At 69.4% G+C, this 23,432-nt stretch carries 25 protein-coding genes; 6 read left to right on the forward strand and 19 right to left on the reverse strand.

Annotated features, from left to right (window positions below; genetic code table 11):
• The 12 genes from ACJ8AN_RS08815 to sppA all read right to left on the reverse strand — a co-directional run.
• Positions 1-192: S1 RNA-binding domain-containing protein (locus ACJ8AN_RS08815; protein ID WP_407754815.1), on the reverse strand; the 192-nt coding region annotated here is incomplete at its 3' end.
• A 363-nt stretch (positions 193-555) separates the two neighbouring features.
• Positions 556-1,701: an acyl-CoA dehydrogenase family protein gene (locus tag ACJ8AN_RS08820; protein ID WP_407754816.1), complete on the reverse strand. Its 1,146-nt coding sequence runs from the start codon at positions 1,699-1,701 to the stop codon at positions 556-558.
• A gap of 10 nt (positions 1,702-1,711) precedes the next feature.
• Positions 1,712-2,197: an AgmX/PglI C-terminal domain-containing protein gene (locus ACJ8AN_RS08825; RefSeq protein WP_407754817.1), complete on the reverse strand. Its 486-nt coding sequence runs from the start codon at positions 2,195-2,197 to the stop codon at positions 1,712-1,714.
• 15 nt (positions 2,198-2,212) lie between these two features.
• Entirely contained in the window at positions 2,213-3,355 is a 1,143-nt protein-coding gene (locus ACJ8AN_RS08830) for an acyl-CoA dehydrogenase family protein (protein WP_407754818.1), read from the reverse strand.
• Between the two features lie 142 nt (positions 3,356-3,497).
• Positions 3,498-4,274, reverse strand: a complete 777-nt coding sequence (locus ACJ8AN_RS08835; protein ID WP_407754819.1) for an enoyl-CoA hydratase-related protein — start codon at positions 4,272-4,274, stop codon at positions 3,498-3,500.
• A gap of 15 nt (positions 4,275-4,289) precedes the next feature.
• Positions 4,290-5,138 carry a 3-hydroxyacyl-CoA dehydrogenase family protein gene (locus ACJ8AN_RS08840; protein WP_407754820.1) on the reverse strand — a complete coding sequence of 283 codons (849 nt, stop codon included), beginning with the start codon at positions 5,136-5,138 and terminating at the stop codon, positions 4,290-4,292.
• A gap of 67 nt (positions 5,139-5,205) precedes the next feature.
• The gene (locus ACJ8AN_RS08845; RefSeq protein ID WP_407754821.1) at positions 5,206-5,610 is read right to left on the reverse strand and encodes a hypothetical protein; all 405 of its coding nucleotides are present in this window, start codon (positions 5,608-5,610) and stop codon (positions 5,206-5,208) included.
• A 3-nt stretch (positions 5,611-5,613) separates the two neighbouring features.
• Positions 5,614-6,084 carry a hypothetical protein gene (locus ACJ8AN_RS08850; RefSeq protein ID WP_407754822.1) on the reverse strand — a complete coding sequence of 157 codons (471 nt, stop codon included), beginning with the start codon at positions 6,082-6,084 and terminating at the stop codon, positions 5,614-5,616.
• Between the two features lie 27 nt (positions 6,085-6,111).
• A complete protein-coding gene (gene apbC, locus ACJ8AN_RS08855; RefSeq protein ID WP_407754823.1) occupies positions 6,112-7,200 on the reverse strand; it encodes an iron-sulfur cluster carrier protein ApbC in 1,089 nt (362 codons plus the stop codon).
• Positions 7,201-7,332: 132 nt separating this feature from the next.
• A complete protein-coding gene (locus ACJ8AN_RS08860) occupies positions 7,333-7,959 on the reverse strand; it encodes a hypothetical protein (protein ID WP_407754824.1) in 627 nt (208 codons plus the stop codon).
• Positions 7,960-7,965: 6 nt separating this feature from the next.
• Complete coding sequence (locus ACJ8AN_RS08865; protein ID WP_407754825.1) at positions 7,966-8,505, reverse strand: zf-TFIIB domain-containing protein; 540 nt, start codon at positions 8,503-8,505, stop codon at positions 7,966-7,968.
• A 13-nt stretch (positions 8,506-8,518) separates the two neighbouring features.
• Positions 8,519-10,264: a signal peptide peptidase SppA gene (gene sppA / locus ACJ8AN_RS08870; RefSeq protein ID WP_407754826.1), complete on the reverse strand. Its 1,746-nt coding sequence runs from the start codon at positions 10,262-10,264 to the stop codon at positions 8,519-8,521.
• Between the two features lie 81 nt (positions 10,265-10,345).
• Here sppA and ACJ8AN_RS08875 point away from each other — a divergent pair, with 81 nt between their 5' ends.
• Both ACJ8AN_RS08875 and ACJ8AN_RS08880 read left to right on the forward strand, forming a co-directional pair.
• Complete coding sequence (locus ACJ8AN_RS08875) at positions 10,346-10,693, forward strand: hypothetical protein (RefSeq protein WP_407754827.1); 348 nt, start codon at positions 10,346-10,348, stop codon at positions 10,691-10,693.
• Positions 10,694-10,735: 42 nt separating this feature from the next.
• On the forward strand, positions 10,736-11,263 hold the full coding sequence (locus tag ACJ8AN_RS08880; RefSeq protein WP_407754828.1) for a hypothetical protein: 528 nt from the start codon (positions 10,736-10,738) through the stop codon (positions 11,261-11,263).
• A 20-nt stretch (positions 11,264-11,283) separates the two neighbouring features.
• Here ACJ8AN_RS08880 and ACJ8AN_RS08885 read toward each other — a convergent pair whose 3' ends face one another.
• Positions 11,284-12,186, reverse strand: a complete 903-nt coding sequence (locus ACJ8AN_RS08885) for a LysR family transcriptional regulator (protein ID WP_407754829.1) — start codon at positions 12,184-12,186, stop codon at positions 11,284-11,286.
• An 86-nt stretch (positions 12,187-12,272) separates the two neighbouring features.
• Here ACJ8AN_RS08885 and ACJ8AN_RS08890 point away from each other — a divergent pair, with 86 nt between their 5' ends.
• On the forward strand, positions 12,273-12,809 hold the full coding sequence (locus ACJ8AN_RS08890; protein ID WP_407754830.1) for a ferritin family protein: 537 nt from the start codon (positions 12,273-12,275) through the stop codon (positions 12,807-12,809).
• A gap of 43 nt (positions 12,810-12,852) precedes the next feature.
• On the forward strand, positions 12,853-13,152 hold the full coding sequence (locus ACJ8AN_RS08895) for a hypothetical protein (protein ID WP_407754831.1): 300 nt from the start codon (positions 12,853-12,855) through the stop codon (positions 13,150-13,152).
• A gap of 36 nt (positions 13,153-13,188) precedes the next feature.
• Here the strand turns inward: ACJ8AN_RS08895 and ACJ8AN_RS08900 are convergent, their stop codons facing one another.
• Together ACJ8AN_RS08900 and ACJ8AN_RS08905 are read right to left on the reverse strand one after the other, a co-directional pair.
• Complete coding sequence (locus tag ACJ8AN_RS08900) at positions 13,189-14,925, reverse strand: putative ABC exporter domain-containing protein (protein ID WP_407754832.1); 1,737 nt, start codon at positions 14,923-14,925, stop codon at positions 13,189-13,191.
• Positions 14,922-15,704, reverse strand: a complete 783-nt coding sequence (locus ACJ8AN_RS08905; RefSeq protein WP_407754833.1) for an ABC transporter ATP-binding protein — start codon at positions 15,702-15,704, stop codon at positions 14,922-14,924. The genes ACJ8AN_RS08900 and ACJ8AN_RS08905 overlap by 4 nt, the downstream gene beginning before the upstream one ends.
• A 105-nt stretch (positions 15,705-15,809) precedes the next feature.
• On the opposite strand from ACJ8AN_RS08905, the gene ACJ8AN_RS08910 reads away from it, so the two are divergent.
• Together ACJ8AN_RS08910 and ACJ8AN_RS08915 are read left to right on the forward strand one after the other, a co-directional pair.
• Positions 15,810-17,246 carry a GuaB1 family IMP dehydrogenase-related protein gene (locus ACJ8AN_RS08910; RefSeq protein ID WP_407754834.1) on the forward strand — a complete coding sequence of 479 codons (1,437 nt, stop codon included), beginning with the start codon at positions 15,810-15,812 and terminating at the stop codon, positions 17,244-17,246.
• Between the two features lie 113 nt (positions 17,247-17,359).
• Positions 17,360-17,773, forward strand: coding sequence for a group I truncated hemoglobin (locus ACJ8AN_RS08915; protein WP_407754835.1), 414 nt, complete (start codon positions 17,360-17,362; stop codon positions 17,771-17,773).
• A gap of 140 nt (positions 17,774-17,913) precedes the next feature.
• On the opposite strand, the gene ACJ8AN_RS08920 is transcribed toward ACJ8AN_RS08915, so the two are convergent.
• The 4 genes from ACJ8AN_RS08920 to ACJ8AN_RS08935 form a co-directional block, all read right to left on the reverse strand.
• Positions 17,914-20,937, reverse strand: a complete 3,024-nt coding sequence (locus tag ACJ8AN_RS08920) for a hypothetical protein (protein ID WP_407754836.1) — start codon at positions 20,935-20,937, stop codon at positions 17,914-17,916.
• A 181-nt stretch (positions 20,938-21,118) separates the two neighbouring features.
• A complete protein-coding gene (locus ACJ8AN_RS08925; protein WP_407754837.1) occupies positions 21,119-22,114 on the reverse strand; it encodes a hypothetical protein in 996 nt (331 codons plus the stop codon).
• Between the two features lie 162 nt (positions 22,115-22,276).
• Positions 22,277-22,813, reverse strand: coding sequence for a transposase (locus ACJ8AN_RS08930; RefSeq protein ID WP_407754839.1), 537 nt, complete (start codon positions 22,811-22,813; stop codon positions 22,277-22,279).
• Positions 22,716-23,366 carry an IS630 family transposase gene (locus ACJ8AN_RS08935; protein WP_407754838.1) on the reverse strand — a complete coding sequence of 217 codons (651 nt, stop codon included), beginning with the start codon at positions 23,364-23,366 and terminating at the stop codon, positions 22,716-22,718. The genes ACJ8AN_RS08930 and ACJ8AN_RS08935 overlap by 98 nt, the downstream gene beginning before the upstream one ends.
• Positions 23,367-23,432 lie beyond the last annotated feature (66 nt).

Raw genomic sequence — 23,432 nt, forward strand, 5'->3', positions numbered from 1 at the left:
AACCTGGCCCTCGGACTTGTAGCCGATGTCGACGATGGCGTAGTCCTTGGTCACCTGCACCACGGTGCCCTTGACGATCTCGCCTTCCTTGAGGATGCCCTCGCCGCCACGCTCCTTGAGCGAGGCCTCGAACATCGCGGCAAAATCCTCGTCGCCAACATCTCCGATCTGCTGGTTCACATTCTGCTGCATGAGATTGGGAGTCCTTCGAAACGGTACAGCTGCCCCCGGTGGTTGACGGCAGCCATTCGCGGGGAGCTACGAATGGCCCGCGAGCCAGTCCCACAATGGGCCCGACTCGGAAACCGCGCACCCTAGACACCGGTTACACCGGCAGTCAAGCGAGCACGGGATACTTGTTCACAGTCTTGATAATGCGGCCCCGGGAGGACGGGCACCCCCGCTCCCCCCGTCGCCTCGTCCCTCGGGCCAGGTCGCCAGGCCTGCTGGCGCCTGTCCCGGAGGAAAAGCTGCTACCTCATGGCGAGTTGCGCCATCACCCTGGCGCACGAGTCGCCCCCGGGTCCGTGGGGCTCCAGCCAGGGAGGCGTGCGGTCAGTCCAACAGCTTGAACGTCTCGCGGGCGATCACCAGCCGCTGCACCTCGCTGGTGCCCTCGTAGATGGTCTGCACCCGGGCGTCGCGGAAGTAGCGCTCCACGGGAAACTCGTCGATGTAGCCGTAGCCGCCGTGGATCTGCACCGCCTTGTCCACCGCGCGGTTGGACATCTCGCTGGCGTAGAGCTTCGCCATCGAGGCCTCGCGGGTGAACGGCTGGCCCTGCTCCTTGAGGTAGGCGGCCCGGTACGTCATCAGCTCGGCTGCCTGCAGCTCGGTGGCCATGTTGGCCATCATGAAGCGCAGCCCCTGGAAGTCACCAATGGGCTGGCCGAAGGCCTTGCGGTCCTTCGCGTAGCGGATGGAGGCCTCGAGCGCCGCCCGCGCCACGCCGCACGCCTGCGAGGCGATGCCGATACGGCCGCCGTCCAGGGCGATCATCGCCAGCTTGAAGCCATCGCCCTCCTTGCCCAGGAGGTTCTCCGCGGGGATCTCCATGTCCTCGAAGGTGAGGCTCACGGTGTTGGACCCGCGCAGGCCCATCTTGTCCTCGTGCTTACCGATGATGAGGCCCTGGGTGCCGCCCTCGACGATGAACGCGGAGATGCCCTTGTTCCCCTGCCCGCCCGTGAGCGCCCACACCACCATCACGCCCGCGTAGGCGCCAGAGGTGATCCACTGCTTGCCGCCGTTGAGGACCCACTTGTCCCCGCGGCGCACGGCCGTGGTGCGCATGGCGCGCGGATCCGACCCGGCGTGCGACTCGGAGAGCGCGAACGAGCCCACCACCGCCTCACCCGAGGTGAGCCGCGTGACGAACTTCTCGCGCTGGGCGTCGGTGCCGAACTTGTTGATGAGCTCGGCGCACATGTTGGTGACGGCCATGGCCACCGAGGTGGAGGCACACGCGGCCGCCATCTCCATCATCGCCAGCGAGTACGAGACGACCCCCGCCTCGGCGCCGCCGTACTGCGCGGGGATGTTCACCCCCATGAGGCCCAGGGAGGCCAGCTCCTTGAAGAGCTCGACGGAGAAGAGCTCCTCCCTGTCGAACTTGCGTGCCTGGGGGGCCACCCTCTCGCGCGCGAACTTGCGGGCGGTGTCGCGGATGAGCGTCTGCGTCTCGGTGAGCTCGAGGTTCACGGGGGGAGTCCTACTTGATGGCCTTGAGGTTGAACGGATACTCGATGGGGTACTCGCGCCGGTCCGGCGGCTGCGGGAAGGTGATCCCGGAGAGCACGTTCACCACGCACTCGTTGAGCCGGCTGTTCTTCAGCGTCGTGCCCGACTTCGCCACCTTGGCGTTCCTCACGAAGCCCTCGGGCGTGATGGTGAAGGTCGTCATGATGCGGCCCTCCTCCACCTTGTTGCCCTTCGTCGCGAGGATCTCCTCGTAGCACTCCTGGATGTCGCGCGAGTAGTACGTCATCACCTCGCGGATGGAGTCCGGGGAGAAGGGCATGCGGCTGACGTCCGGCGGCTGGGGCCGCGCGGGCTCGGCCTTCTTCTTCTCCTGCGCGGGGGCGGACGCCTCGGGCGCGGTGTCCTGGCCGGCCGGACCCTTCTTTCCCGCCGGGCCCTGCGCCAACGCCAGGCCCGACCCGAGCAGCACCACCACCGCGATCAGGGAACGCTTCATAAGGGCTCGAGCTCCTCAGTCCTTCAGCAGGTTGGCCGAGATGACGATGCGCTGGATCTCGCTCGTCCCCTCGTAGATCTCCGTGATGCGCGCGTCGCGCACGTGGCGCTCGGCGTCCATCTCCTTGGAGTAGCCCATGCCGCCGTGCACCTGCAGGGCCTTGTTGGCCACGCGGCTGGCCATCTCGCTGGCGTACAGCTTGGCCATGGCGCTCTCGGCCGAGTGGCGCACGCCCTTGTCCTTGAGCAGCGCCGCGCGCAGCACGAGCAGCCGGGCCGCGTCGATCTCCGTGGCCATGTCGGCGATCATGAACTGGATGGCCTGGTGCTCGCGGATGGCCTTGCCAAACGTCTTGCGCTCACCCGAATAGCGCACCGCCTCCTCGAAGGCCGCCCGGGCGATGCCCAGCGCCTGCGAGGCGATGCCGATACGGCCGCCGTCCAGCGTGCTCATGGCGATCTTGAAGCCGTCGCCCTCCTTGCCCAGGAGGTTCTTGGCCGGCACGCGCATGTCCTCGAAGAACATGCTGCAGGAGTGCGCGGCGCTGATGCCCATCTTCTTGTCCGGCTCGGCGCGGATGAAGCCCGGGGTGTTGGTGGGCACCAGGAAGGCGGAGATGCCCTTGTTGCCCGCCTCCTTGTTCGTCATCGTGAAGAGGACGATGGCATCGGCCTTGGGGCCGTTGGTGATCCAGTTCTTCGAGCCGTTGATGACGTACTCGTCACCCTTGCGCACGGCGATGGTCTTCTGGGAGGCCGCGTCGCTGCCCGCCTCGGGCTCGGTGAGGCCGAAGCAGCCGAGCTTCTCGCCGCTGGCGAAGGGCTTGAGGAACCAGGCCTTCTGCTCCTCGTTGCCGAACTTCATCACCGGATCGCAGTAGAGCGAGTTGTTCACGCTCATGATGACGCCGGTGGAGGCGCAACCGCGGCTGATCTCCTCCATGGCCAGCGCGTAGCAGACGTTGTCCAGGCCCGCGCCGCCGTACTGCTCCGGCACCGCCACACCCAGCAGCGACAGCTCGGCCAGCTTCTTCACCGCGTCGGTGGGCCACTGGTGCGTCTCGTCCCACTTGCGGGCGTTGGGGGTCAGCTCGCGCGAGGCGAACTCGCGGCACATCCGCTGGATCTCGCGCTGGACGTCAGTCAGCTCGAAGTTCATGGCACTCCTGGGGGTAAGGGCGCAGGGGGTGTGGATAGTACGGGGCATGCGCCCCGGGATCAGGGATTGCAAAGGGCGGCGGGCAAGCGCCAGTTGCCGCGCCCATTAGCCGTCCCGGGGTGCCCGGGCAAGGGCGGGTTGCCTACTTGCCCGTGAAGCCGGCCGGACGCTTCTCCAGGAAGGCCTTCATGCCCTCCTTCTGGTCCTCGGAGCCGAAGAGCACCGCGAAGCCCTGGCGCTCCAGCTCGTTGGCCGCCCGGAGATCCTGGTCGGCGCCGAACTCGATCACCCGCTTGGCCTGCGACACCGCCAGCGGGCCGTTCTTCTGAATCTTCCCCGCCACCGCCTTGCAGTGCGCCAGGAGCTGATCCGCCGGGAGCACCTCGAGCACCAGGCCGATCTCCTTGGCCTTCGCCGCGTCCAGACGCTCCCCGGTGAAGACGAGCTCCTTCGCGCGCATCTTGCCCACCACGCGCGTGAGGCGCTGCGTGCCGCCGAAGCCCGGGATGACACCCAGGGAGACCTCGGGCAGGCCCAGCTTCGCCTTCTCCGAGGCGTAGATGAGATCGCACGCCAGGGCCAGCTCGCACCCGCCGCCGAGCGCGAAGCCATTCACCGCGGCGATGGTCGGGATGGACAGCTGCTCGAGCGCGAGGAAGGTGCGGTGGCCGAGCGCCGCGAACTCGCGCGCCTGCGCCGCGGAGATCGACGCCATCTCGGAGATGTCCGCGCCCGCCACGAAGGCCTTGTCTCCGCCGCCCGTGATGATGAGCGCGCGCGCCGTGCCAGGCAGCGAGTTGAGCGCGGACTCGAGCTCCTGCAGCGTCTTGCTGTTCAGGGCGTTGAGCGCCTTGGGACGATCGATGGTGAGGATCGCGATCGCGTCCTCGGTCTCCAGCCGGATGTTCTCGTAGGCCATGGTCGGGTCCTCGTCCTAGTACTTGTAGAAACCGCGGCCGCTCTTCTTGCCGTACCAGCCGGCGTCCACGTACTGCCGCAGCAGCGGGCACGGGCGGTACTTGTCGTCCCCCAGACCCTTGTGCAGCACTTCCGCGATGTAGAGGACGGTATCCAGGCCGATGAAGTCCGCCAGCTGCAGGGGGCCCATGGGCTGGTTGGTACCCAGCTTCATCGCCGTGTCGATGTCCTCCGCCGTGCCCAGGCCCTCCATCAGCGCGAAGCAGGCCTCGTTCAGCATCGGAATCAGGATGCGGTTCACGATGAAGCCCGGGAAGTCCTTGGACACCACCGTGGTCTTCCCCATCTTCTCCGCCAGCGCCTTCGTCGTCTGGTACGTCGCGTCCGACGTCGCCGCGCCCCGGATCAGCTCCACCAGTTGCATCACCGGCACCGGGTTCATGAAGTGCATTCCAATCACGTTCTCCGGGCGCTTCGTCGCCGCGGCGATGCGCGTGATCGGAATCGACGAGGTGTTCGTCGCCAGGATGCCGCCCGGCTTCACCACGCCGTCCAGTTCCACGAAGATGCGGCGCTTGAGGTCCTCGTTCTCCGTGACGGCCTCGATGGCGAAGTCCACGTCCTTCACCTCGGTGGCGCTGGTGGCGGTGGCGAGGCTGGCGCTGGCCGCCTCGAGCTTCGCCGCGTCCAGCTTGCCCTTCTCCACCAGCTTCTTCAGGCCCCCTTTGATCCGCTCGGCGCCCTTGGCGAGACCCTCCTTCGAGACATCCACCAGCGTGACCCGCATGCCCGCCTGCAGCGCCACCTGGGCGATGCCCGACCCCATCTGCCCTGCCCCCACGACGATGATGTGCTCCGATGCCATGGCGTTCGCGACCCCTTGCTCGGTAAACGAGGAACGGGGCGCGCTATAGCCCTGGCACCCCCACCGGTCAACGGCTCGCGGGCAACCGCAGCCCCCGCTCCACGCGGCTGTCCTCGTCCCCGAGTGTCAATCGCACCACGGGCAGCCGCCTCGAGGGGCCACTCTCCCCTCGGACGAACACCCACACCTCGTACGTCCCCGAGGGCAGGTTCACCTTCTCCGTGATGACGATCGACGGGCCTCGCGGGAACGTGAGCGACTCACGCTTCTCCAGCCCGCCCTCCGGGTTCTTCACCTGGAACTCCAGGGCGCGGATGTCGCTCCACCCCGGACCCTCGAGCACCCACACCAGCTCGCGCTCGTTCGAGGAGCCCCTGAAGAGCCAGACGAACAGCGCCGCCAGCAACAGCAGGGGCAGCCGCCTGAGCAGCGGGTGCCTGCGCCACTCCACCCGCTCGCCCCTGAGCTCCACGCCCTACTCCTTCTTGGAAGCGGTCTTCTTGCCGCCCCGGCGCGTGTTCAGCTCGGTGACGGTCACCTTGGTGCGCGCCGGTGGCTCGCCCTGCTCCGCGTCCTCGCGCTCGGGGGGCACCAGGCGGATCTGCGCCTTCACCTCGATGGTCATCCCAGAGACGAGCTTGAGCAGCTCGTCGCGCAGCTTCTCGGACTGGAGGAAGCGCCGGAGCTCCTCGGACACCACCCGGCCCACCTCGTCCTTCGTCTTCTCCGCCTGCCCGAGGATGTAGCCGAGCACCTCCTTGGGCAGCTTCAGCTGTCCGGCCAGCGAGCGGATGCCCTCCTCCGTCATGAAGAGGGCGCCCAGTCCCGCCACCGCCACCTTGCGCATGAACTCGGGCACGAAGCCCGCGCGAGACTCCCCCCGCTCCGGCTCATCCTCTCCGAGCAGCGGGTCGAAGTCGTCTTCGGGTTCCTTGCCGGGCGCCATGGAGTCCTCGGGGTTGTCGGGGAACGCCTAGCTTATCACCGGGAGCTTCACCGCCACCCGCATGTTCTCGGTGGAGACGCGGCCGGCGATGTTGCGCGCCATCGCCCGGAAGGCCTGGGCCTCGGGGCTGTCCGGCGCGCTGAGCACCACCGGCACGCCCGCGTCACCCGACTCGCGGATCTTGAGGTCGAGGGGGATTTCGCCGAGGAACGGGATGCGGAACATCTCGGCCGCCTTGTGGCCGCCGCCGGTGTTGAAGATGGGCGTGGCCTTGGAGCAGTGCGGGCACACGAACTGGCTCATGTTCTCCACGATGCCCAGCACCGGGATGTGCACCTTGTCGAACATCTGCTTGGCGCGCACCACGTCCGCCAGCGCCACGTCCTGCGGCGTCGTCACCAGCACCGCGCCCGCCGCCCTCACCGACTGCGAGAGCGTCAGCGCCACGTCGCCCGTGCCCGGCGGCAAGTCGAGGATCAGGTAGTCCAGCTCGCCCCAGCGCACGTCGCGCACCAGCTGCATCAGCGCGCCGTGCAGCATGGGCCCGCGCCAGATGAGCGCCTGATCCGCCTCCACCAGGAAGCCGATCGACATCACCTTCAGGCCGTGCTTCTCCAGCGGTAGCAGCGTCTTGCCATCCGGGCTCACCGGCTTCTCGGTGATGCCCGTCATGAGGGGCACCGACGGGCCGTAGAAGTCCGCGTCCAGCAGGCCCACCTTCGCGCCCTCGCACGCCAGCGCCGCCGCCAGGTTCACCGCCACCGTGCTCTTGCCCACGCCCCCCTTGCCGGCGCCCACGAGGATCACGTTCTTCACCTGCGGCAGCATCGCCTGGCCCTGCGGCCCGCCCATGCCCGCCGGCGCCGAGCGCACCTGCGCGCCCCACTCGATGTCGAACGTCTTCAGCCCCGCCACCTGCTTGAGCGCCGCCTCGGCGTCCGCCTGGATCTTCCCCTTCAGCGGACAGGCCGGCGTGGTCAGCTCGATCTTGAGCTTCACCTTGTCGCCGTCCACGCGGATGTCCTTCACCATCCCGGCCTTCACGAGGTCGATGTGCAGCTCGGGATCCATCACCTTCGACATCGCCGCGAGGATGTCGCGCTCGGAAACGCTCATTCTGAGTACCTGAATCCTTTGGAATCCGGGGGGTTGGGGGACCCTCACGGAAGGGCGCGGAGATAGCCAGCGGCCCGGATCGTGTCAACCTCCTCTAATCTCCCGCTCCCCGGGCCGCATGTCTCCTCATCCTCACTCGAGGGCGGACACCCGGTACTCGCCTGCCTCCCGGACCAGCCGCACCGCCCGCTCCTGCCCCACCGGGAACTCCGCCTCCACGCCCGTCACCTTCACCTGCCCCCTCAGCGCCAGCCGCGCCCGGCGCACCCGCTCGGCCGCCAGGGGCTCGCGCTTGAAGTCCTCGCGCAAGCGCTCGGGGGTGTAGCGGGCTCGCACCGGGCCACTCAGCAGCGACCAGGCGGTGGCCCAGTCGCTCGCATCCACCGCGTCCAGGAAGCGCTCCATGGCCTCCCGGGGCGCGTCCGCCGGTGCCTCCTCGAGGACCCGCCAGCCCTGCTTCCCCCGCAGCAGCGTGAGGGCCGGGGCCCGCGCCTGGAGCTCCGGAAGCGCCGCGCGCACCTCCGCCACCCGGGCCTGGCGCACCGAGGCGTTCCCGTAGTGCTCAAGGAAGGGCTGCCGCGCGTCCGGCGGCGCGTTCGTCAGTGCGTAGGCGTCCTCCAGCCGGTTCTCCTCGAGCGCCCGGGCGTAGGACGACGCCACCTCCTGCGGCCCGGGCACATGCGCGCAGCCCGGGGCCGTCAGCGCGGCCACGAGCGGCAGGGTGGACAGGGAGAGCCAGGACGGAACGGTGGAGGACATGGGCCTTCAGGGGTTGTGCAGCTGAACGGCTCCCGGTGGACGGCACCGGGCACAGTAGACGTCGCCCTCATACGCGAAAGCGTCCCGTAGCTGGAGCCCCACCGCGCATGCCGAGCACCGCTGGGGCGCGGCCGCCGCCACCGCTCCCGCGGGCCTCGCCTGGGGATTCGTCACGCCCTCCAGCAGCTCGAACTGGCCCGCGTCCAGCCAGACGCCCTCGCAGCGCGGGCACACGTCGAGCGGACAGGCGCTCGTCACCACCCGCCCCAGCCGCGAGCCACAACCCGGACAGGCCACGGGCGCGCTCCGGCAGGTGGCGCACACGGCCTGCTCGCGCGCCACCAGATGGCCCCGCTTACGGCATCGCGAGGGCGCCTGCCTCGCCGCCGCCAGGAACACGCGCACCGGAGGGCGATCCGGAAACCGCTCCAGCTCGCCCCGATCGAACCACAGCCCGTGACAGCGCGGACACGTGTCCACCTCCACGCCGGAGACGTGCAGGGGCAGCAGGAGCTCGTTCTCGCAGAGGGGGCAGGGGCGCGCCATGCGGGCCCGGAGGTTACTCGAAACGCTCTCCCCGCCCGAAGCCCTCCAGGTTCCACGCCGTCGGGCAGAAGGCATATGTCGCCGCGTGCGAGCCCCCCAACAGCAGCTTCAGCAGCGAGAAGCGCCGGCCCTCGCCCCCGTACACCTGGAGCTCGAAGCGTCCCGGCACCTTCGCCAGCTCCATCGCGCGCCGGCACGCCTCCTCGAAGCCCTCCGTCCGGTCCACCAGCCCCGCCGCGAGCGCCCGCGTGCCGCTGAACACCCGTCCCTCTCCCAGCGCGTGGATCTCCTCCTTCGTCCGGCCCCGCGCCTTCGCCACGTGCCCGAGGAACGCCTGGTACGTCTCCTCCACCTCGGCGTCCATCAGTGCCCGCTCGTGCTCGGTGAAACCCCGCGTGGACGAGTACAGGCCCGCGTTCTCCCCCCGGGTGATGAGCGTGCGGTGCACCCCCAGCTTCTCCAGCAGCCCCGAGGTGTCGAACTTCCCCACGAACACGCCAATCGAGCCGACGATGGCGTGCGGCGTGGCCCAGATCTCCCTGGCCCCCAGCGCCGCCATGTAGCCGCCGCTCGCCGCCACCCGGTCCACGAAGGCGATGACCGGCTTCTTCTTCGCCACCCGCTGCACCGCCTCCAGGATGATCTCCGAGGCCACCGCCGAGCCTCCCGAGCTCGACACGTACAGCAGCACCGCCTTCACCCGCCGGCTCCGCCCCGCCGCCCGCAGCGCCTTCACCACCGTGTCCGAGCCCGCCAGCTCCGGCCCCGCCACCCCCGACCCGCCCTTCCCACTGACGATCATCCCCGACAGCGGCACCACCCCCAGCCGGGGCCTCGGCCGCAACGGACGCCAGCGCACCGGCGGCCACGGCAACATCGCCAGATAACCCGGCATCGGCTCCAGGCCCTCGTCCTCCTCGTCCTTGGCTTCCTTGCCCTTCGCCTCCGCCGCGTCCTTCGCCTCCGCGCCCTTCCCCGCCAGCCTCGCGGGGAGATCCGCCTCGTCACACACCCCGTCGATCAGCCCCGCGGCCAGCGCCCGCCTCGCCGTGTAGGGGCCCTCGTCGATCCACGCCCTCGCCTGCTCCGGCGTGCGCTTGCGCCCCCGGGCGAGCTGGTCCACCAGCTCCACGTACCGCTCGTCCAGGAAGGACTCGAGCACCTGCCGCTGGATGCTCGACACGTGCGGGAGCGTGAAGAGCTCGGGGGCCGTCTTGTACTCGCCCCGCCGGAAGAAGTGCGCCCGGACGCCGAGCTTCTCGAGCCCCTCGCCCACCGCCACGGCCTCCGCCGCGTAGCCCAGCAGATCCAACCGCCCCGCCGGGGACAGTAGCGCCTCGTCCGCCGCGCACATCACCTGGTACCCCAGGTTGTCCGTCCCCACCGCCCAGGCCACCACCCGCTTGCCCGCCGCCCGGAAGTCCCCCAGCAGCTTCACCAGCACGTCCCGCTTCGCCGGCGGCACCGCCAGGTCCTCGAGCTCGACGAGGATGCCCTTCACCTGGGCGTCCCCGGCCAGCAGCTCCAGCGCCTTGCGGAAGCCCTCCAGCGAGGTGACCGTGGCCGGCTCCGGACGGCCCTGCCCCCCCAGGAAGGGCAGGCTCCTCGGGCGGGGCTGCTCGCGGTAGGGCGGGTCCCCCGTCAGCCGGAACCGGATGTACGCGGGCCGGCTCCGGGCTCCCAGCAGGCGGAAGGGCAGGCCCAAGAGGTGTCTCACCAGCAACAGCAGGTTGATCAGGGGGAGGACGAGGAAGCGCACGGGGTTGGCGCCTAATGGACCGCCGGGGGCGGCGCAAGCCTTGTTCTGCGCTCCTGTAAGGTCGTGATACGCTGCGCCCCCATGCGCTTTCCCTCCTACTCGCGTCTGCTGGCCGTCCTCGTGCTCGTCACTGGCGGCGCCGCCCTCGCACAGAGGCGGCAGCTCCAGGATTTCCAGGGCGGGGAAATGACCCAGCAGGAACGCGAGGCCGCTCGCGGCCGTCCGAAGTACAACATCAACGGCTACACCAAGGACATCCAGATCAAGGAAGAGCCCGTTCCCTGGATGGCCATTGGCCTGGCCGCCGTCGCCTTCGCGGTGACCGCGCCCTTCGCCTGGCGCATCTACAAGGGCACCACCAAGGAGATGGCCGACTCCAATGTGTTCGGCGTCTCGAGCTCGCGCGTCTCCGAGGCCGACGACGAGTAGCCGTAAGCCGTAGCAGGCCGCCGGACATAGGGAGGTGCCGCCATGAAGCACACCGGTTCCAAGGTCCCCTTCGCGATCGCGGGCCTGCTGGCCGCGGCCTCCTTCCTCCTGGCCTCGGCCGCCGAGCCCCCGAAGTCCGGTAAGCCCTCGGCCCCAGCGGCCCCCAAGGCGAAGGCCCCCGCCGACGCCAGGGAGACGCCCGGCCTGCCCGCCCCGGACTACCTCCCCGAGGCCGCGCGCACCCTGCTGCGCAAGAAGATGGATCGCCACGGGCTGGACGCGAAGGAGCTGATGTTCGGCGTGACGCTGCTGCGCTACGACGTGGCCCAGGGCGCCGCCCAGCGCATCGCCTCCGAGCCCCGGTTGGTGCGCCCCGCCCCCGGAAGCGAGGACGACCTGAACGTCGCCCTGCCCGAGCGCTTCTTCGTCCTCCAGGACGAGGCGCGCCTGCGGGCCCAGGCCGTCGCGGCCGCCGCCGGGAAGCACGACGACAGGGCGCTCGCCGAGAGCTACGGCCTCCTCGTCCAGACGTGCGTCTCCTGCCACTCGGTGTACCTCAAGCGACAGTGAGCACGGCCTGCCTCCGGCGCTCACTCCGCGCCGGAAGCCGTCCCCGCCGTCGACTGCACGAGTGACACGAGCCGCTCGAGCGCCTCCGAGCGGGGCGCGTCTCGGCGCATCAGCAGCCGGTACGTCACCGAGCCCAGCTCCGGCACCGGGCGCAGCACCGCGCCCCACGTGGGCCGGCAGATGCCATTCACCACCGCCACGCCGAGCCCCGCCGCCGCGAACGCGAGCATGAGCGGCCAGCCATCCGCCTCGACGGGAGGCGCCACCGGCACGCCGAGGCTCGCGATCGCCCGCCCGATGAGGTCGCGCTGCCGCTGACCCTCCGGCGCGAGGATCAAGCGCTCCCCCGCCAGGTCCGAGAGCTTCACCGTGCGTTTCCTCGCGAGCGGGTGCTGCGCCGAGAACGCCGCGCACAGGGGCGCGCGCACCAGGTCCTTCGCCACGACCCCCCCGGGGACGAGGTCGAAGACGCCGACGGCCAGGTGCGCCTCGCCCGACTGCACGGCCTCGATCGCCGACGGCCCGCCCCGGGTGAGGACTCGCAGCAGGGCACGATCCGTGGCGAGGAAGCGGGACAGCGCGGGCCCCAGCAGGTAGAGGTACGCGCCCTCCCCCGCCGCGAGCGTCACCGACTCCGCCGTCTCTCCCTTGAGCTCGCCCGCCAACCGGCCCGTGCGCGTGAGCATGTCGCGCGCGAAGGCCGCGATCCGCACCCCCGTGGGCGTCAGCTTCAGCGTGCGCCCGTCCTTCTCGTACAGCGGCGCGCCGACGTGGTCCGCGAGCCGCTTCACCCGCTCGAACAGCGCCGGCTGCGAGAGGCCCACCTGCTTCGCCGCGTGGGAGAAGTTCCGCACCTCGGCGAAGACGGCGAAGGCCCGCAGGAGCTCCCCATCCAGTATCGGCTGTGGCGATAGCTCATCCATTCTTTGAAATTCCCTCCGATAGCTCCGAGCCATACCGTGTTCGTGACCGGGAGGGAAACCGAAGACCCGGTGAGGAGCGCCACGCCATGTCCGACACACGCACGAGCCAGCAGTGGTGGGAGGAGACCCGGAAGGATCCGGCCAGACTGCGCGACTGGCTGCTCGACCAGTACCGGGGCGAGGCCACCGCGGCGGGACGCATTGAAGCGTTCCGCGACGCCCATGCCCACGGCCAGCCGCGCGCCCACCGGGTGCTGACGGTCATCGCCGCGCAGGAGCGCCAGCACGCCACGTGGGTGGGTGGACTGCTGCGCGCCCGGGGTCTCGAGCCCGTCGTCCAGGACAAGGCCGAGCGCTACTGGGAACAGCCGCTGGCCGCCATCCAGGATCTCGAGAGCGGCTGCGCCGTGGGGGCTCACGCCGAGCGCATGCGCCTGGAGCGCATCGAGGTCATCACCTCGGACCCCGAGGCCCCCGAGGACGTGCGCGCGGTGTTCCAGCGCATCCTCCCCCAGGAGCGCTTCCACGAGCGGGCCTTCCGCTCCCTGGCGGGCACCGAGGCCCTCGAGGCGACGCGCGAGGCGCACGAGCTCGGGCGCAACGCGCTCGGCCTGTCCCCGTAGAGAACTGGAGCCAAGGGTCCGCACTCCGGCTACTGTCCCGCCCGTGTCCGGCCCTCGAGTGAAGACGTGTGCCGCTTGCGCGCGTGGTATCGCCCCAAGCGAGGTGTACTACCGCTTCACCCTCATCCTCGAGGGGGAGCAGGACGTGCTCGGCCCCTCGGGCGCGGGCGCCACCCAGGACGATCTCGCCACGATCCTCAAACAGCTCGAGCAGGGCGACGAGTCCGCTCAGGAGTTGGAGGACCAGGTGCACTGGGAGCGCAGTGGCGTCGTGTGCTCGGCGTGCCGCTCGGTGGTGGTGCGCACGCTCTCCGCACCGCCGGAGGCCGCCGGGCCACACTGAGCCACCGGCCCGGAGCCCTGGCTCAGGAGTCCCGGCTCAGGAGTTCGTCCCGGTGCCTTCCCTCGACACGTCGAGTTGATCGAAGGCATGGCCCAGGCCCACCACGCCCAGCGCCACCTCGCCCACGAGCACCGCCGCCGCGGTGGGCCCCGCGCAGGCCAGTGCCCACACGCCCAGGCCCAGCAGCCGATCCAGGCCGAAGGCCACCAGGGCCGCCACGAGCACCGCGGGCAGCATCCCCACCAGCAGCACCACCATCGTGCCCACCATCGTCAACAACCGCTGGCCGATCGCCTCGAGCCCCCGGACGCGCTCGCCCTCCGGGGGCAGCCACGCCGGGAAGAGCACCACCGCCGCGTTCTGCACGAAGAGCCCGCCGAGCGTCACCGCCGGTAGCACCCAGACGGCGCCCAGTCCCGCCGCCACCCACATCGTGGTCTTCGCGCCGCCCTGCCACACCGCGAGCGCCATCCCCAGCAGCACGAGCCCCACCTGCGCGACCCCGAGCAACAGCGCCGGCGCGGCGAGCTCCGCCGCCACCACCTGCCTCCCGGTGAGCGGGAGCGCCCGCAGTTGATCCAACCGGGGCAGATCCATCCGCAGGTCCATGCGCATGGCGGACGGACCGAAGGCGCACAGCAGCACCGCGAGCCCTCCGCAGATCGGCGCCATGAACGTGCGCACGGTGTCGAGCCTCTCGGCCAGGCTCCCCCCCTCCGAGGTCATCGAGGCCACCAGGGCCCCCACCAGCCCCGCGGCGACGAGCCGGCCCGCTCCGCCCAGCCGCCGCCCGGCGATGAGATTCTTCCAGAGGATCGCCACCTCCGGCCGGCCCGTGGGCACGAGCCGGAAGAACGCCGCGCTCGTCGCGCGGATGCGCGTGGGACGGCCTCCCTGCCGCGAGAGCTGCTCCCGGAGGCGGGCCCGCTCCTCGGCGCGGATGACGGCGGACTCCTCGAAGGGGACCTCCGCCTTCATCACCCAGACATAGTGCAGGGCGAGCAGCCCGAGCCCGAGCGGCAGTGCCTTCACGAAGCCCCAGGCATCCCGCGCGAGCGGCAGCGCCACCAGCAACCGGCCCGGCCACAGCACCGGCGAATCCATCAACAGGCCCAGCCACTGCTGGAACTGCCGGGGCTCCCTCATCTCCCTCGGGAAGGGGTGCTCGCGCAGCGCGGTGAGCGCCGCGCCGATCACCCCGGCGAACAGGGCGGTGAGCACGGCCCACCGCAGCGCCGTGCCCACTCCGCCATGCCGGGCGAGCCGCGTGCGCATGAAGGACGCCGCCGTCACATGCAGGTTCACCGTGGCGAGCGTCACGGTGGAGCCGAGGAAGAAGAAGACGGGATGGGGGCTCACCACGCGGCTCACGAAGAGGGTGGCGAAGAAGGCTCCAATGGCCGCGCCCACCATGGCACGCGCCAGCTTGTAGTGCAGCAACCCCCGCCTCGACACGGGCGCGGGGAAGAGCTGCTGGACCTCCGTCTCACTGAAGGTCAACGAGGGCCGATCCGGACCCAGGGCCCAGGCGGAGAGGATCGTCCCCAGCATCGCCGTGGTGAGCATGAGCTGGCTGACCAGCTGCGCCATCGGCGGGGCCGTGCCCACCTGGCCCTGGTAGCTCAGCCGCCGCAGGAACACGGAGTACAGGTACAGCCCGCCCACCGCCGCGCCCAGGAGGTACTTCGGCTGGCGCAGGCGCTGGAGCTGGCGCAGCGCCCGGTTGCGCGCCGAGGCCACCCAGAGGAACACCACCGCACGCGAGAAGCTCACGGCGCCTCCCGCTCCGGCCGGGGCTCGGTGGCCGAGCTGGTGATGCGGATGAAGAGCTCCTCCAGCGACACGTCCGTGCCCTCGGGGCCACTGAGCTGCGCGCGGATGTCCGCCAGCGTGCCCAGCGCCACCACGCGCCCCCCGGCGATGACGAGGATGCGGTGACACAGCTCCTCCACCAGCGGCAGCAGGTGCGAGGAGAGCACCAGCGCCGTCCCCGCCTCCGAGCGCTGGCGCAGCGAGGCCTTCATGCGGCGGATGGCGAGCGGATCCAATCCCGTGAGCGGCTCGTCCAGGATGATGAGCCGGGGCGAGTGCAGGAAGCCGCACGCGATGGACAGCTTCTGCTTCATTCCGCGCGACAGCTCGCCGGGCAGCGCCTTCTCCTTGCCCGCCAGCTCCATCTCGTCGAGCAGCCCCCTCGCCCGCGCCTCCCAGTCCTCCACCCCGTACAGCCGCGCCACGAAGTTCAGGTGCTCCCAGACGGTGAGGTACTCGAAGAGGCGCGGCTCGTCCGGCAGGAACGCGAGGGCCCGCTTGGCCTGCACCGGCTCCTCCGCGAGATCATGCCCCGCCACCCGCACGCGCCCGGCCGAGGGCGGCAGGATGCCCGCCAGGCAGCGCAGCGTCGTCGTCTTCCCCGCCCCGTTGGGCCCCACCAGCCCGAGCACCTCGCCGGGGGCAACCGCGAACGTCAACCCCTGCACCGCCCGCACGTCGCCGTACGTCTTCTCCAGTCCCTCCACCTTCAGGATCGCCGCCCTCGGGAGCTCGCTCATGTGCGACAAAATACGCGCCCGCCCGGGTGGATTCCAATGAAGGGGCCTTCGCGGGAGCGGGGCCCGCTCGAAAACGCTAGGGTACGCCCCTCCCGGAGAGTGTTGATGCGGTTCCTCAATGACCAGAAGCCTCCCTACGATCTGACCTACAGCGACGTCTTCATGGCGCCCGGCCGCTCGGAGGTGGGCTCGCGCTTGGAAGTGGACCTGACCCCGGCCGATCGCCTGGGCACCACCCTTCCCATCGTCGTGTCCAACATGACGGCCGTCTCCGGCAAGCGCATGGCCGAGACGGTGGCGCGCCGGGGCGGCATCGCCGTGCTGCCCCAGGACATTCCGCTCGACATCGTCGCGAGCAACATCTCGTACGTGAAGTCGCGTCACCCCATCTACGAGACGCCCATCACCCTGCGCCCCGGCGACACCATCCAGGAGGCGCTCAACCTCATCCACAAGCGCGCCCACGGCGCCGTCGTCGTCCTCAACGAGAACGAGGAGCCCGTCGGCATCTTCACCGAGACCGATGCCGCCGGCTTCGATCGCTTCACCCAGTTGCAGCGGGTGATGGCCACCGAGCTCGTCACCTTCGAGGAAGGCACGCCGCTCGAGGCCATGTACGAGCGCCTGGCCAGCAAGCGGATTTCGTGCGCCCCGGTGGTCCGCGGGCGGCGGCTCGTGGGCGTGGTGACGCGCAAGGGCGCGCTGCGCTCCACCCTCTACAAGCCAGCGCTCGACCCCAAGGGCCAGCTGCTGATCGCCACCGCCATCGGCATCAACGGCGACGTGAAGAGCAAGGCCGAGGCCCTGCTGCGCGCGGGGACGGATCTGCTCGTCATCGACGTGGCCCACGGCCACCAGCGCAAGATGCTCGAGGTGGTGGAGCTGGTCCGCTCGCTCTCCCCCTCCGTGCCCATCATGGCGGGCAACGTCGTCACCCCCGAGGGGACGCGGGATTTGATCTCGGCCGGCGCGGACATGGTGAAGGTGGGCGTGGGCCCCGGCGCCATGTGCACCACGCGCATGATGACCGGCGTGGGCCGGCCCCAGTTCTCCGCGGTGCTCGAGTGCGCGGATGAGGCCCGCAAGCTCGGCAAGCACGTCTGCGCGGACGGCGGCGTGCGGCACCCGCGCGACGTGGCGCTCGCGCTCGCGGCGGGCGCGGCCAACGTGATGATCGGCTCGTGGTTCGCGGGCACCTACGAGAGCCCGGCCGATGTCATGCGCGACAGCGATGGCCGGCTCTACAAGGAGAACTTCGGCATGGCGTCGCAGCGCGCGGTGAAGGCCCGCTCGCGAGGCGAGTCGCTCTTCGAGCGCGCCCGCAAGGAGCTCTTCGAGGAGGGCATCAGCACCTCGCGCATGTACCTCGATGCCGAGCACCCGGGCGTCGAGGACATCCTCGACAGCATCGTCGCGGGCGTGCGCAGCGCGTGCACCTACGCCGGTGCGCGGACGCTCGAGGACTTCCACCGCGACGCCACGGTGGGCGTGCAGAGCCAGGCCGGTTACGAGGAAGGCCGGCCCGTGCGCACGAGCTGGTAGGCCCCCTCCCCTGCTCGCCCGCGTGGCGGCCTTCCTGCGTCCGTACGTCTTGACCTAATGTCACGGCCCCAGAGCCCGGGGATCAACCCACGGACCTCTTTTGGAGCCGGACAATGAGCACTGAATCGAAGAAGCCGTCGCTGTACGAGCGGCTGGGGGGCGTCTATGCCATCGCCGCGGTCGTGGACACCTTCATCGACCGCATCATGGTCGCGCCCGAGCTGAACGCGAACCCGCTGGTGGACGAGGCGCACCACCGCGTGCCCAAGGCCGGCTTCAAGTACCTGGTGACGGAGCTGGTGTGCCAGGTGACGGGCGGCCCGCAGCGCTACACGGGCAAGACGATGGCCGAGTCGCACAAGCACCTGAACATCTCGCCGTCCGAGTGGGTGGCGTTCGCGGGCATCTTCAAGGCCGTGCTGGACGAGTACAAGGTTCCCGAGGCCGAGCAGGCCGAGCTCTTCGCCATCGTGGGCAGCACCCGCGCGGACATCGTGGTGGAGAAGCCGGTCGCCAAGGCCAGCTGAGCCATCCCCGTCCCCCGCGGGTTCGAAGCCGGTCGGGGATACACAAAGCCGAGGCCGGAAGCCGCTGAGCGATCAGGGGTTTCCGGCCTCGGTGTTTTCAGGCTCCGGCTCGCTCACGCGTGCCAGCATGAGCCCGGTCCTTAGTCGGCGCGCTCGACGGCCTCGGCGATGAGCTGCCGCTGCCCGCGCGCCACTCCCTTGATGACGTACCACTGCTCCGGCGTCCCCGAGCTGTACGCCTTCGCCTGGCGCACCGCGCGCTCGGCCTTGCTGCCCTTCTTCACGTACATCCGCATCGGCAGCCCGCCGGAGTCGGTTCCCTCGGGGCCGGTGACCGTGAAGGGCGTGTACTCGTCCTTGGAGAGCTCCGGGAGCTGGTACTGGTTGTCGGTGCTGCGGATGACGACACGCATCGCCACGCGCTTCCCCTCCAGCGCATCCCACGCCGAGCCGCTCTTCGCGGCCTCACCCCAGGTGACGTCCTGGTAGTCGAAGTCCGACTCGGCCCGCGCGACGCCGGTGAAGGAGACCGGCAGGTCCTTCGCGCGCGCGCCGGCGGTCACCTTCGGGTTCGCCGGGAAGAGCTTGAGCGCCTTCTCCCACGGATACAGCGGCATGAAGCCGGACGGCCCTTGCCCCCCGGTGGCGAGCACCGGCTGGCCGAGCATCTCCCGGAGCTGGTTCCAGTCGTCCATCGTCACCTTGCCCGGCACGTAGGCGGTGCGGTTCAGGTAGGCGTCGAACCACTTCTGGTCGATGGGCAGGCCAGCCGAGATGACCTGGTTGCCCGCGAGCTTCTTGAACTTGAAGTCCTTGAGCTGGGCGAAGGTCTTGTCATCGACCGTGACGTTCTCCTGCGGCCGCATCACGTTCGACCAGAGGTTGTGGTTGAACGTGTTGTTCGTGAGCTCCACGTCGGCGGGGTTCGCCATCAGGCGGATCGCGTCGTTGTCGGCGAACTCGAAGATGTTGCCATCGATGATCGCGTTGACGCCGTTCTCCACCGACAGCAGATGTCCGTTGCGGCCATTGCCCTGGCCGAACCGGATGTCCCACGAGAACGCCACGGTGTTGTTGCGGAAGATGAGCGGCGCGGTGCCGAAGCCGCGCTGCACCACCACCGTGCGGGTGTGGTGGTTCATGAAGATGTTGTTCTCCAGCGTGTTGCCGCTGCCGATGCGGACCGCGCCCTCGGCGCCGTTCACGAACAGGCTGTTGCGCACGACGCACTCGGGCTTCGACAGCCACAGGTGCTCGAGCTTCTCCGAGTTGTCATAGTCGAGATCGCCGTTCGGCTTGTACTTGTTGTCGGTCGCACGGTCGAACACGAAGCCGTCGACCACCGCGCCGGTGTGATCATCGGCGCCTTCGAGGACGTAGCCATCGCGGCGGCCCTTGTACTCGGCGGGTGCGAACAGGCGCGTCGGGTGCTTCCACGGGTTGCGCTCGCGGAACTGCGCGTCGTACCCGCCGATGAGCGAGATGTAGGGCGCGTCGATCTTCCAGCGGCCCGTCTTGAGCTTGCCGTAGTACTCGCCCTCGGCGACGTGCACGAAGTCACCGCTCTCGACCTTCTCCAGCGCCTGCCACGGATCCTTGAAGGGTTTCTCGCGCGACCCGTCGCCGCCGCTGGCTCCCGCCCGTACGAACCAGTCCCGGCCCTGCGGACGGCTGCCCACCTTCGCCGCGGCCTCGTACGGCTCGAGGCTGTCGACGAGGAAGCCCGCCTTCGGGTAGCCCTTCATCACGTAGGCGGTGCCCTTCGCGAGGAAGAGCTTCGGCGGAGGGCCCGAGCCCCCCCACTCGCCCGTCGCGGCATCCGCGACCCGCTGCGCGGTGGAGCCCTTCCGGAAGAAGCCCACGAATTTGCCGTAGCTGCCCGTCGGCTCGTGCAGGAACACCCCCGCGTGCTCGTCCGGCTTGAACGGGGCCGGCACGCCGCTCACGTTCGCGACCGAGCTCAGCGCGACGACGAGCTCGAGCGGCTGGCCCTCCACGCTCTCCGGCTTGCTCAGCCACGCGCTGACCTCCATCCGCTTGTACGCCTTCTCCGGCGCCGCGGCCGCCACCTCCTGGAAGCTGACGGTCAGTGGCCTCACCCGCGCGCCGGCCTGGCCCGCCCCCTTGGGCGCCAGCAGCTTGAGCGCCTTGTCGAGGTCCATCGCCGGGGCCACGCCCGACGGCGGGGTGCCGCCCTTGGCGATCATCGGGAGCCCGAGCACCTGACGCGCCTTGTTGAAGTCGTCCATCGTCAGCTTGCCGGGCGTGGCGGCGGTGCGCTTCGAGACGCGGTCCAGCCACTCGGCGTCCACCGGCAGCTGCGGGTTCTTCACCTCGTTGTTCGCGACCTTCTTGAAGCCGACCTCCTCGAGCAGCTCCATCTCCTTGTCGTCCACCGGCATGTCCTTGCCGTCGGAGAAGAACTTCAGGTTCGAGTAGAGGTTCATGAAGAACACGTTGTCGGCGAGCGTGCTCTTCTCCGGGTTGGCGGTCAGGTAGATGCCGTTGCTGTCCGAGAACGCGATGATGTTGCCGGTGACGGTGGCATGCGCCTTCAGCGCGAGGCCCGAGCCGTTGTAGGCGCCCTTGCCAGGCTCCTTGAACGACATGGTGAAGGCGATGGTGTTGTTCTTCACCACCGCGACGGCCTGCTTGTCGGTGGTGCTGTTGATGTTGATGCCCCAGTTGACCGCGTTCACCACGAGGTTGTTCTCGAGGGTCGATCCCGCCGCCGCGACGATGCCGTCGAAGCCTGGGTTGACGATGACGCAGTTGCGCACGGTCGCCGGGAGCGCGAACCGCATCGGGCCGTCACAGGAGGGGTACTCCTTGCGGCCGAGCTGCTCGGGCGTCTCGTAGGGGCACTGGTCACGCTGGTCGATGGTGAAGCCGTCGACGACCGTGCCCTTCTTGGTGGACACCAGCCGCTCCTGCTTCGGGCGGTTCTTGGAGTTCTTGTCCCAGTGCAGCTGGGTCACGTTCTTCCAGGGCTCGCGGCTCTTGAAGTCCGCGGCGTAGCCGCCGAGCAGCTGCACATCGTCGACGGGCACTTCCCACATGCCGTTGCCGAGCCGGCCGAAGTACTTGCCACCCGCGACGTGGATGACGTCGCCCGACTGGCACTTGTCGAGCGCCTCCCACGGATCGCTGAACGGCCGGGCCATGGACCCGTCGCCGTCCGAGCCCGCGCGGACAAACCAATCGCGCGCCGAGGACACCGGTGCGAACAGACAGACTGCGACCCCCACAACCACCGCAATCGAAAGTCTCATGAGGACGGCTTCTAGCAGGAAGCCCATATGAGAGTGTCGAGAAATGCTGATGAGCCCCTGTGGGCAACGGCTGTCAAGCGCTCAGCTGCGAGTGACCGGCGCGATCGCTGTCGGATGACGGGAGCGGATTGCGGGCGAGGAACGAGAGCGCCTTCTCGAAGGCGGCCTGGTTCGGCCAGCGGACGTGCTCATAGAGGCCGCGGAGCTTGCTGCTGTGAGCGGGAGGGACGGCGTCGGGGGCGGTCGCGGCTCCGTGGAGATCGAGGCTCTGATACTCGAAGGGCCAATTCCGTGCCTGGAGCGTCTCGATCCACTCCTGCGTGGTGGAATAGGGCACCAGCGCGTCGCAGAGATTGCGCATCAAGGTGATGGGCACCCTGCGCGTCCAGGTCATCGGCACGGGACACGGAAGGCGCGTCCACGGATTGGCGCCCGCGTACTGGGCGATGGAGGCGATCCGGTTCGCCCGCCACATGCCGTAGAGCGCCGCCATGTACGCGCCGTTGCTCCAGCCGAACACGTAGATGCGGTCGGTATCCACCAGACCTCGGGCCACCACCTCGTCGAGGAAATGATCGATGGCGAGTGCGTCGAGGTTGTCCGTGGGGTTGCGATACCACTCGTCCCAATGGAAGCCGGCGCCAGTGAGGGCACCGGCGGGACGGGCACGCCGGCCCATGGGCGAGAGCATCAGGAAGCCGCGAACCTCTGGATCGCTCGACAGCGCGGCGGTGTCGTGGAGCCCGTACAGCGACTTACCGAGCGAATAGAGACTCGCGGGCGTGGCGCGGGAGCCGTGCAGGTGGATGAGGAGCGGCCATTTCCGTCCGGCGTTGCCCGGCTGGGAGGCCTGCGCGGGCAGGTTCAGGCAGGCATAGCGCGTCACCCCCTCCTGGACGAAGGAGAGCACCTCGCCGCCGTCGGCGCGGGGGCGGAAGGTCACCGGCTCCACGGTCCGCATCGGCGGCGCCCCGTCGACGGAACAGGTCACGGCGGTGCCGGCCGGCGTGGCCGGCGAATGAAACAGGGTGGTAGCGAAGGATTTCAGCTCGGCAAGGCCTCGGGCCATGTGTCACCTCGTGTGCCTGCTTGGACCCGCGAGGCGGAAATCCGGGCAACACCCACACGCCGAGCGGAGACGGGTTCCAAGCCCGTTCGCGGGCCAAGCCCTGATTTTCCTCGGGATTTTCCGGAGGGCGGCCTCGGACGCAACTCCGCTAAGCCATAGGAACTAAGTTCTTTCAGGGGTCCGGCGAGCAGGACGGAGAAGAGTCCGGAGCACGCCGGGCCGGCTCAGCTGCTGTAGGCGACTGACGGCCTGAGCATAGAAGGAGTCGCGCTTCTTCGTCAGCATGCGACTGAAGAAGGTGTCCTTGGTGTGGCCCCAGAAGCCCTCAATCCAGTTGAGACTCTCGGACGTGTACTTCGGCAGGAAGATGGGGGTTACCCACTGCCGCGCCGCCTCGAGTGCATGGCTGGCCCGTTTTGAGGTGAAGCAGCCTCCGTTATCGAGCACCAGGATGATTCGTCTGCCGGTGCGTCTGGCCCTGCGCACCAACTTGTTGAGCAGGGCGATGAACAGGTCGGTGTCGACGCTCTTGGGCCCGTGGCTGAAGAGGAACGGGCCCTTGGGGTAGCGCAGGGCTCCGCAGACGGCCACGCGCACGTTCTTACCGGGCGTGTGCAGCAGCAAGCGTCGGCCCCTGCGTCTCCACATGGCGCGCGTCACTGGCAGCAGGTCGAAGCGCACTCCATCGCCGTACCACAGCTCGAATCTGGCTCCCGAACGGCTGCTGCGAGTGCGCAGGGCCTTGAGGCGACGGGCGGCGCGTCGTTTTTTCCCCCTCCTCGCGCAGGTTGCGAGTGGTGGGTTTGGCGCGGCGCCACACGTAACCGTGCTGGCGCAGCAATTGGCCCACCCATTCAGGGCTGACGTCAACGCCCGTACGCTGCCGCAGGTACTCCGCCAGGCGCGAACGCGTCCAGCGAGTGAAGGCGAAGTCCAATTGGCGCGGGTCCGACTCCACTGTGCGCAGCAGCAACCGCAGGTAGGTGGACTCCACCTGCCTGGGCCTGCCCGAGCGCGGTGCGTCCGTAAGCCCCCGCAGACCCTGCTGCCGCCACCGTCGCCGACACTCGTACACCGTGCGCGCGCTCAGCCCCAGGGTTGCTGCAATGCTGGCTGCACTCTGCCCCTGCGCACTCAGCAGGACGACGCTGGCCCGCAGTGCCACTCCCCCCTGGCCTCTCTGCCGCATGGCCCTCTGTAGTACCAGCCGCTGCTTGGGGGTCAGCCGGATGCTACTCTGCTCAGGGGTCATCGCCCCTCCTCACTCCTACCGAGCGGCGATGCTACCCCCTGAAAGAACTTAGTTCCTATGGCTTAG

This window comes from Archangium sp., from assembly GCF_045802675.1.
In the GTDB taxonomy this organism is placed as follows: Bacteria; Myxococcota; Myxococcia; order Myxococcales; family Myxococcaceae; genus Archangium.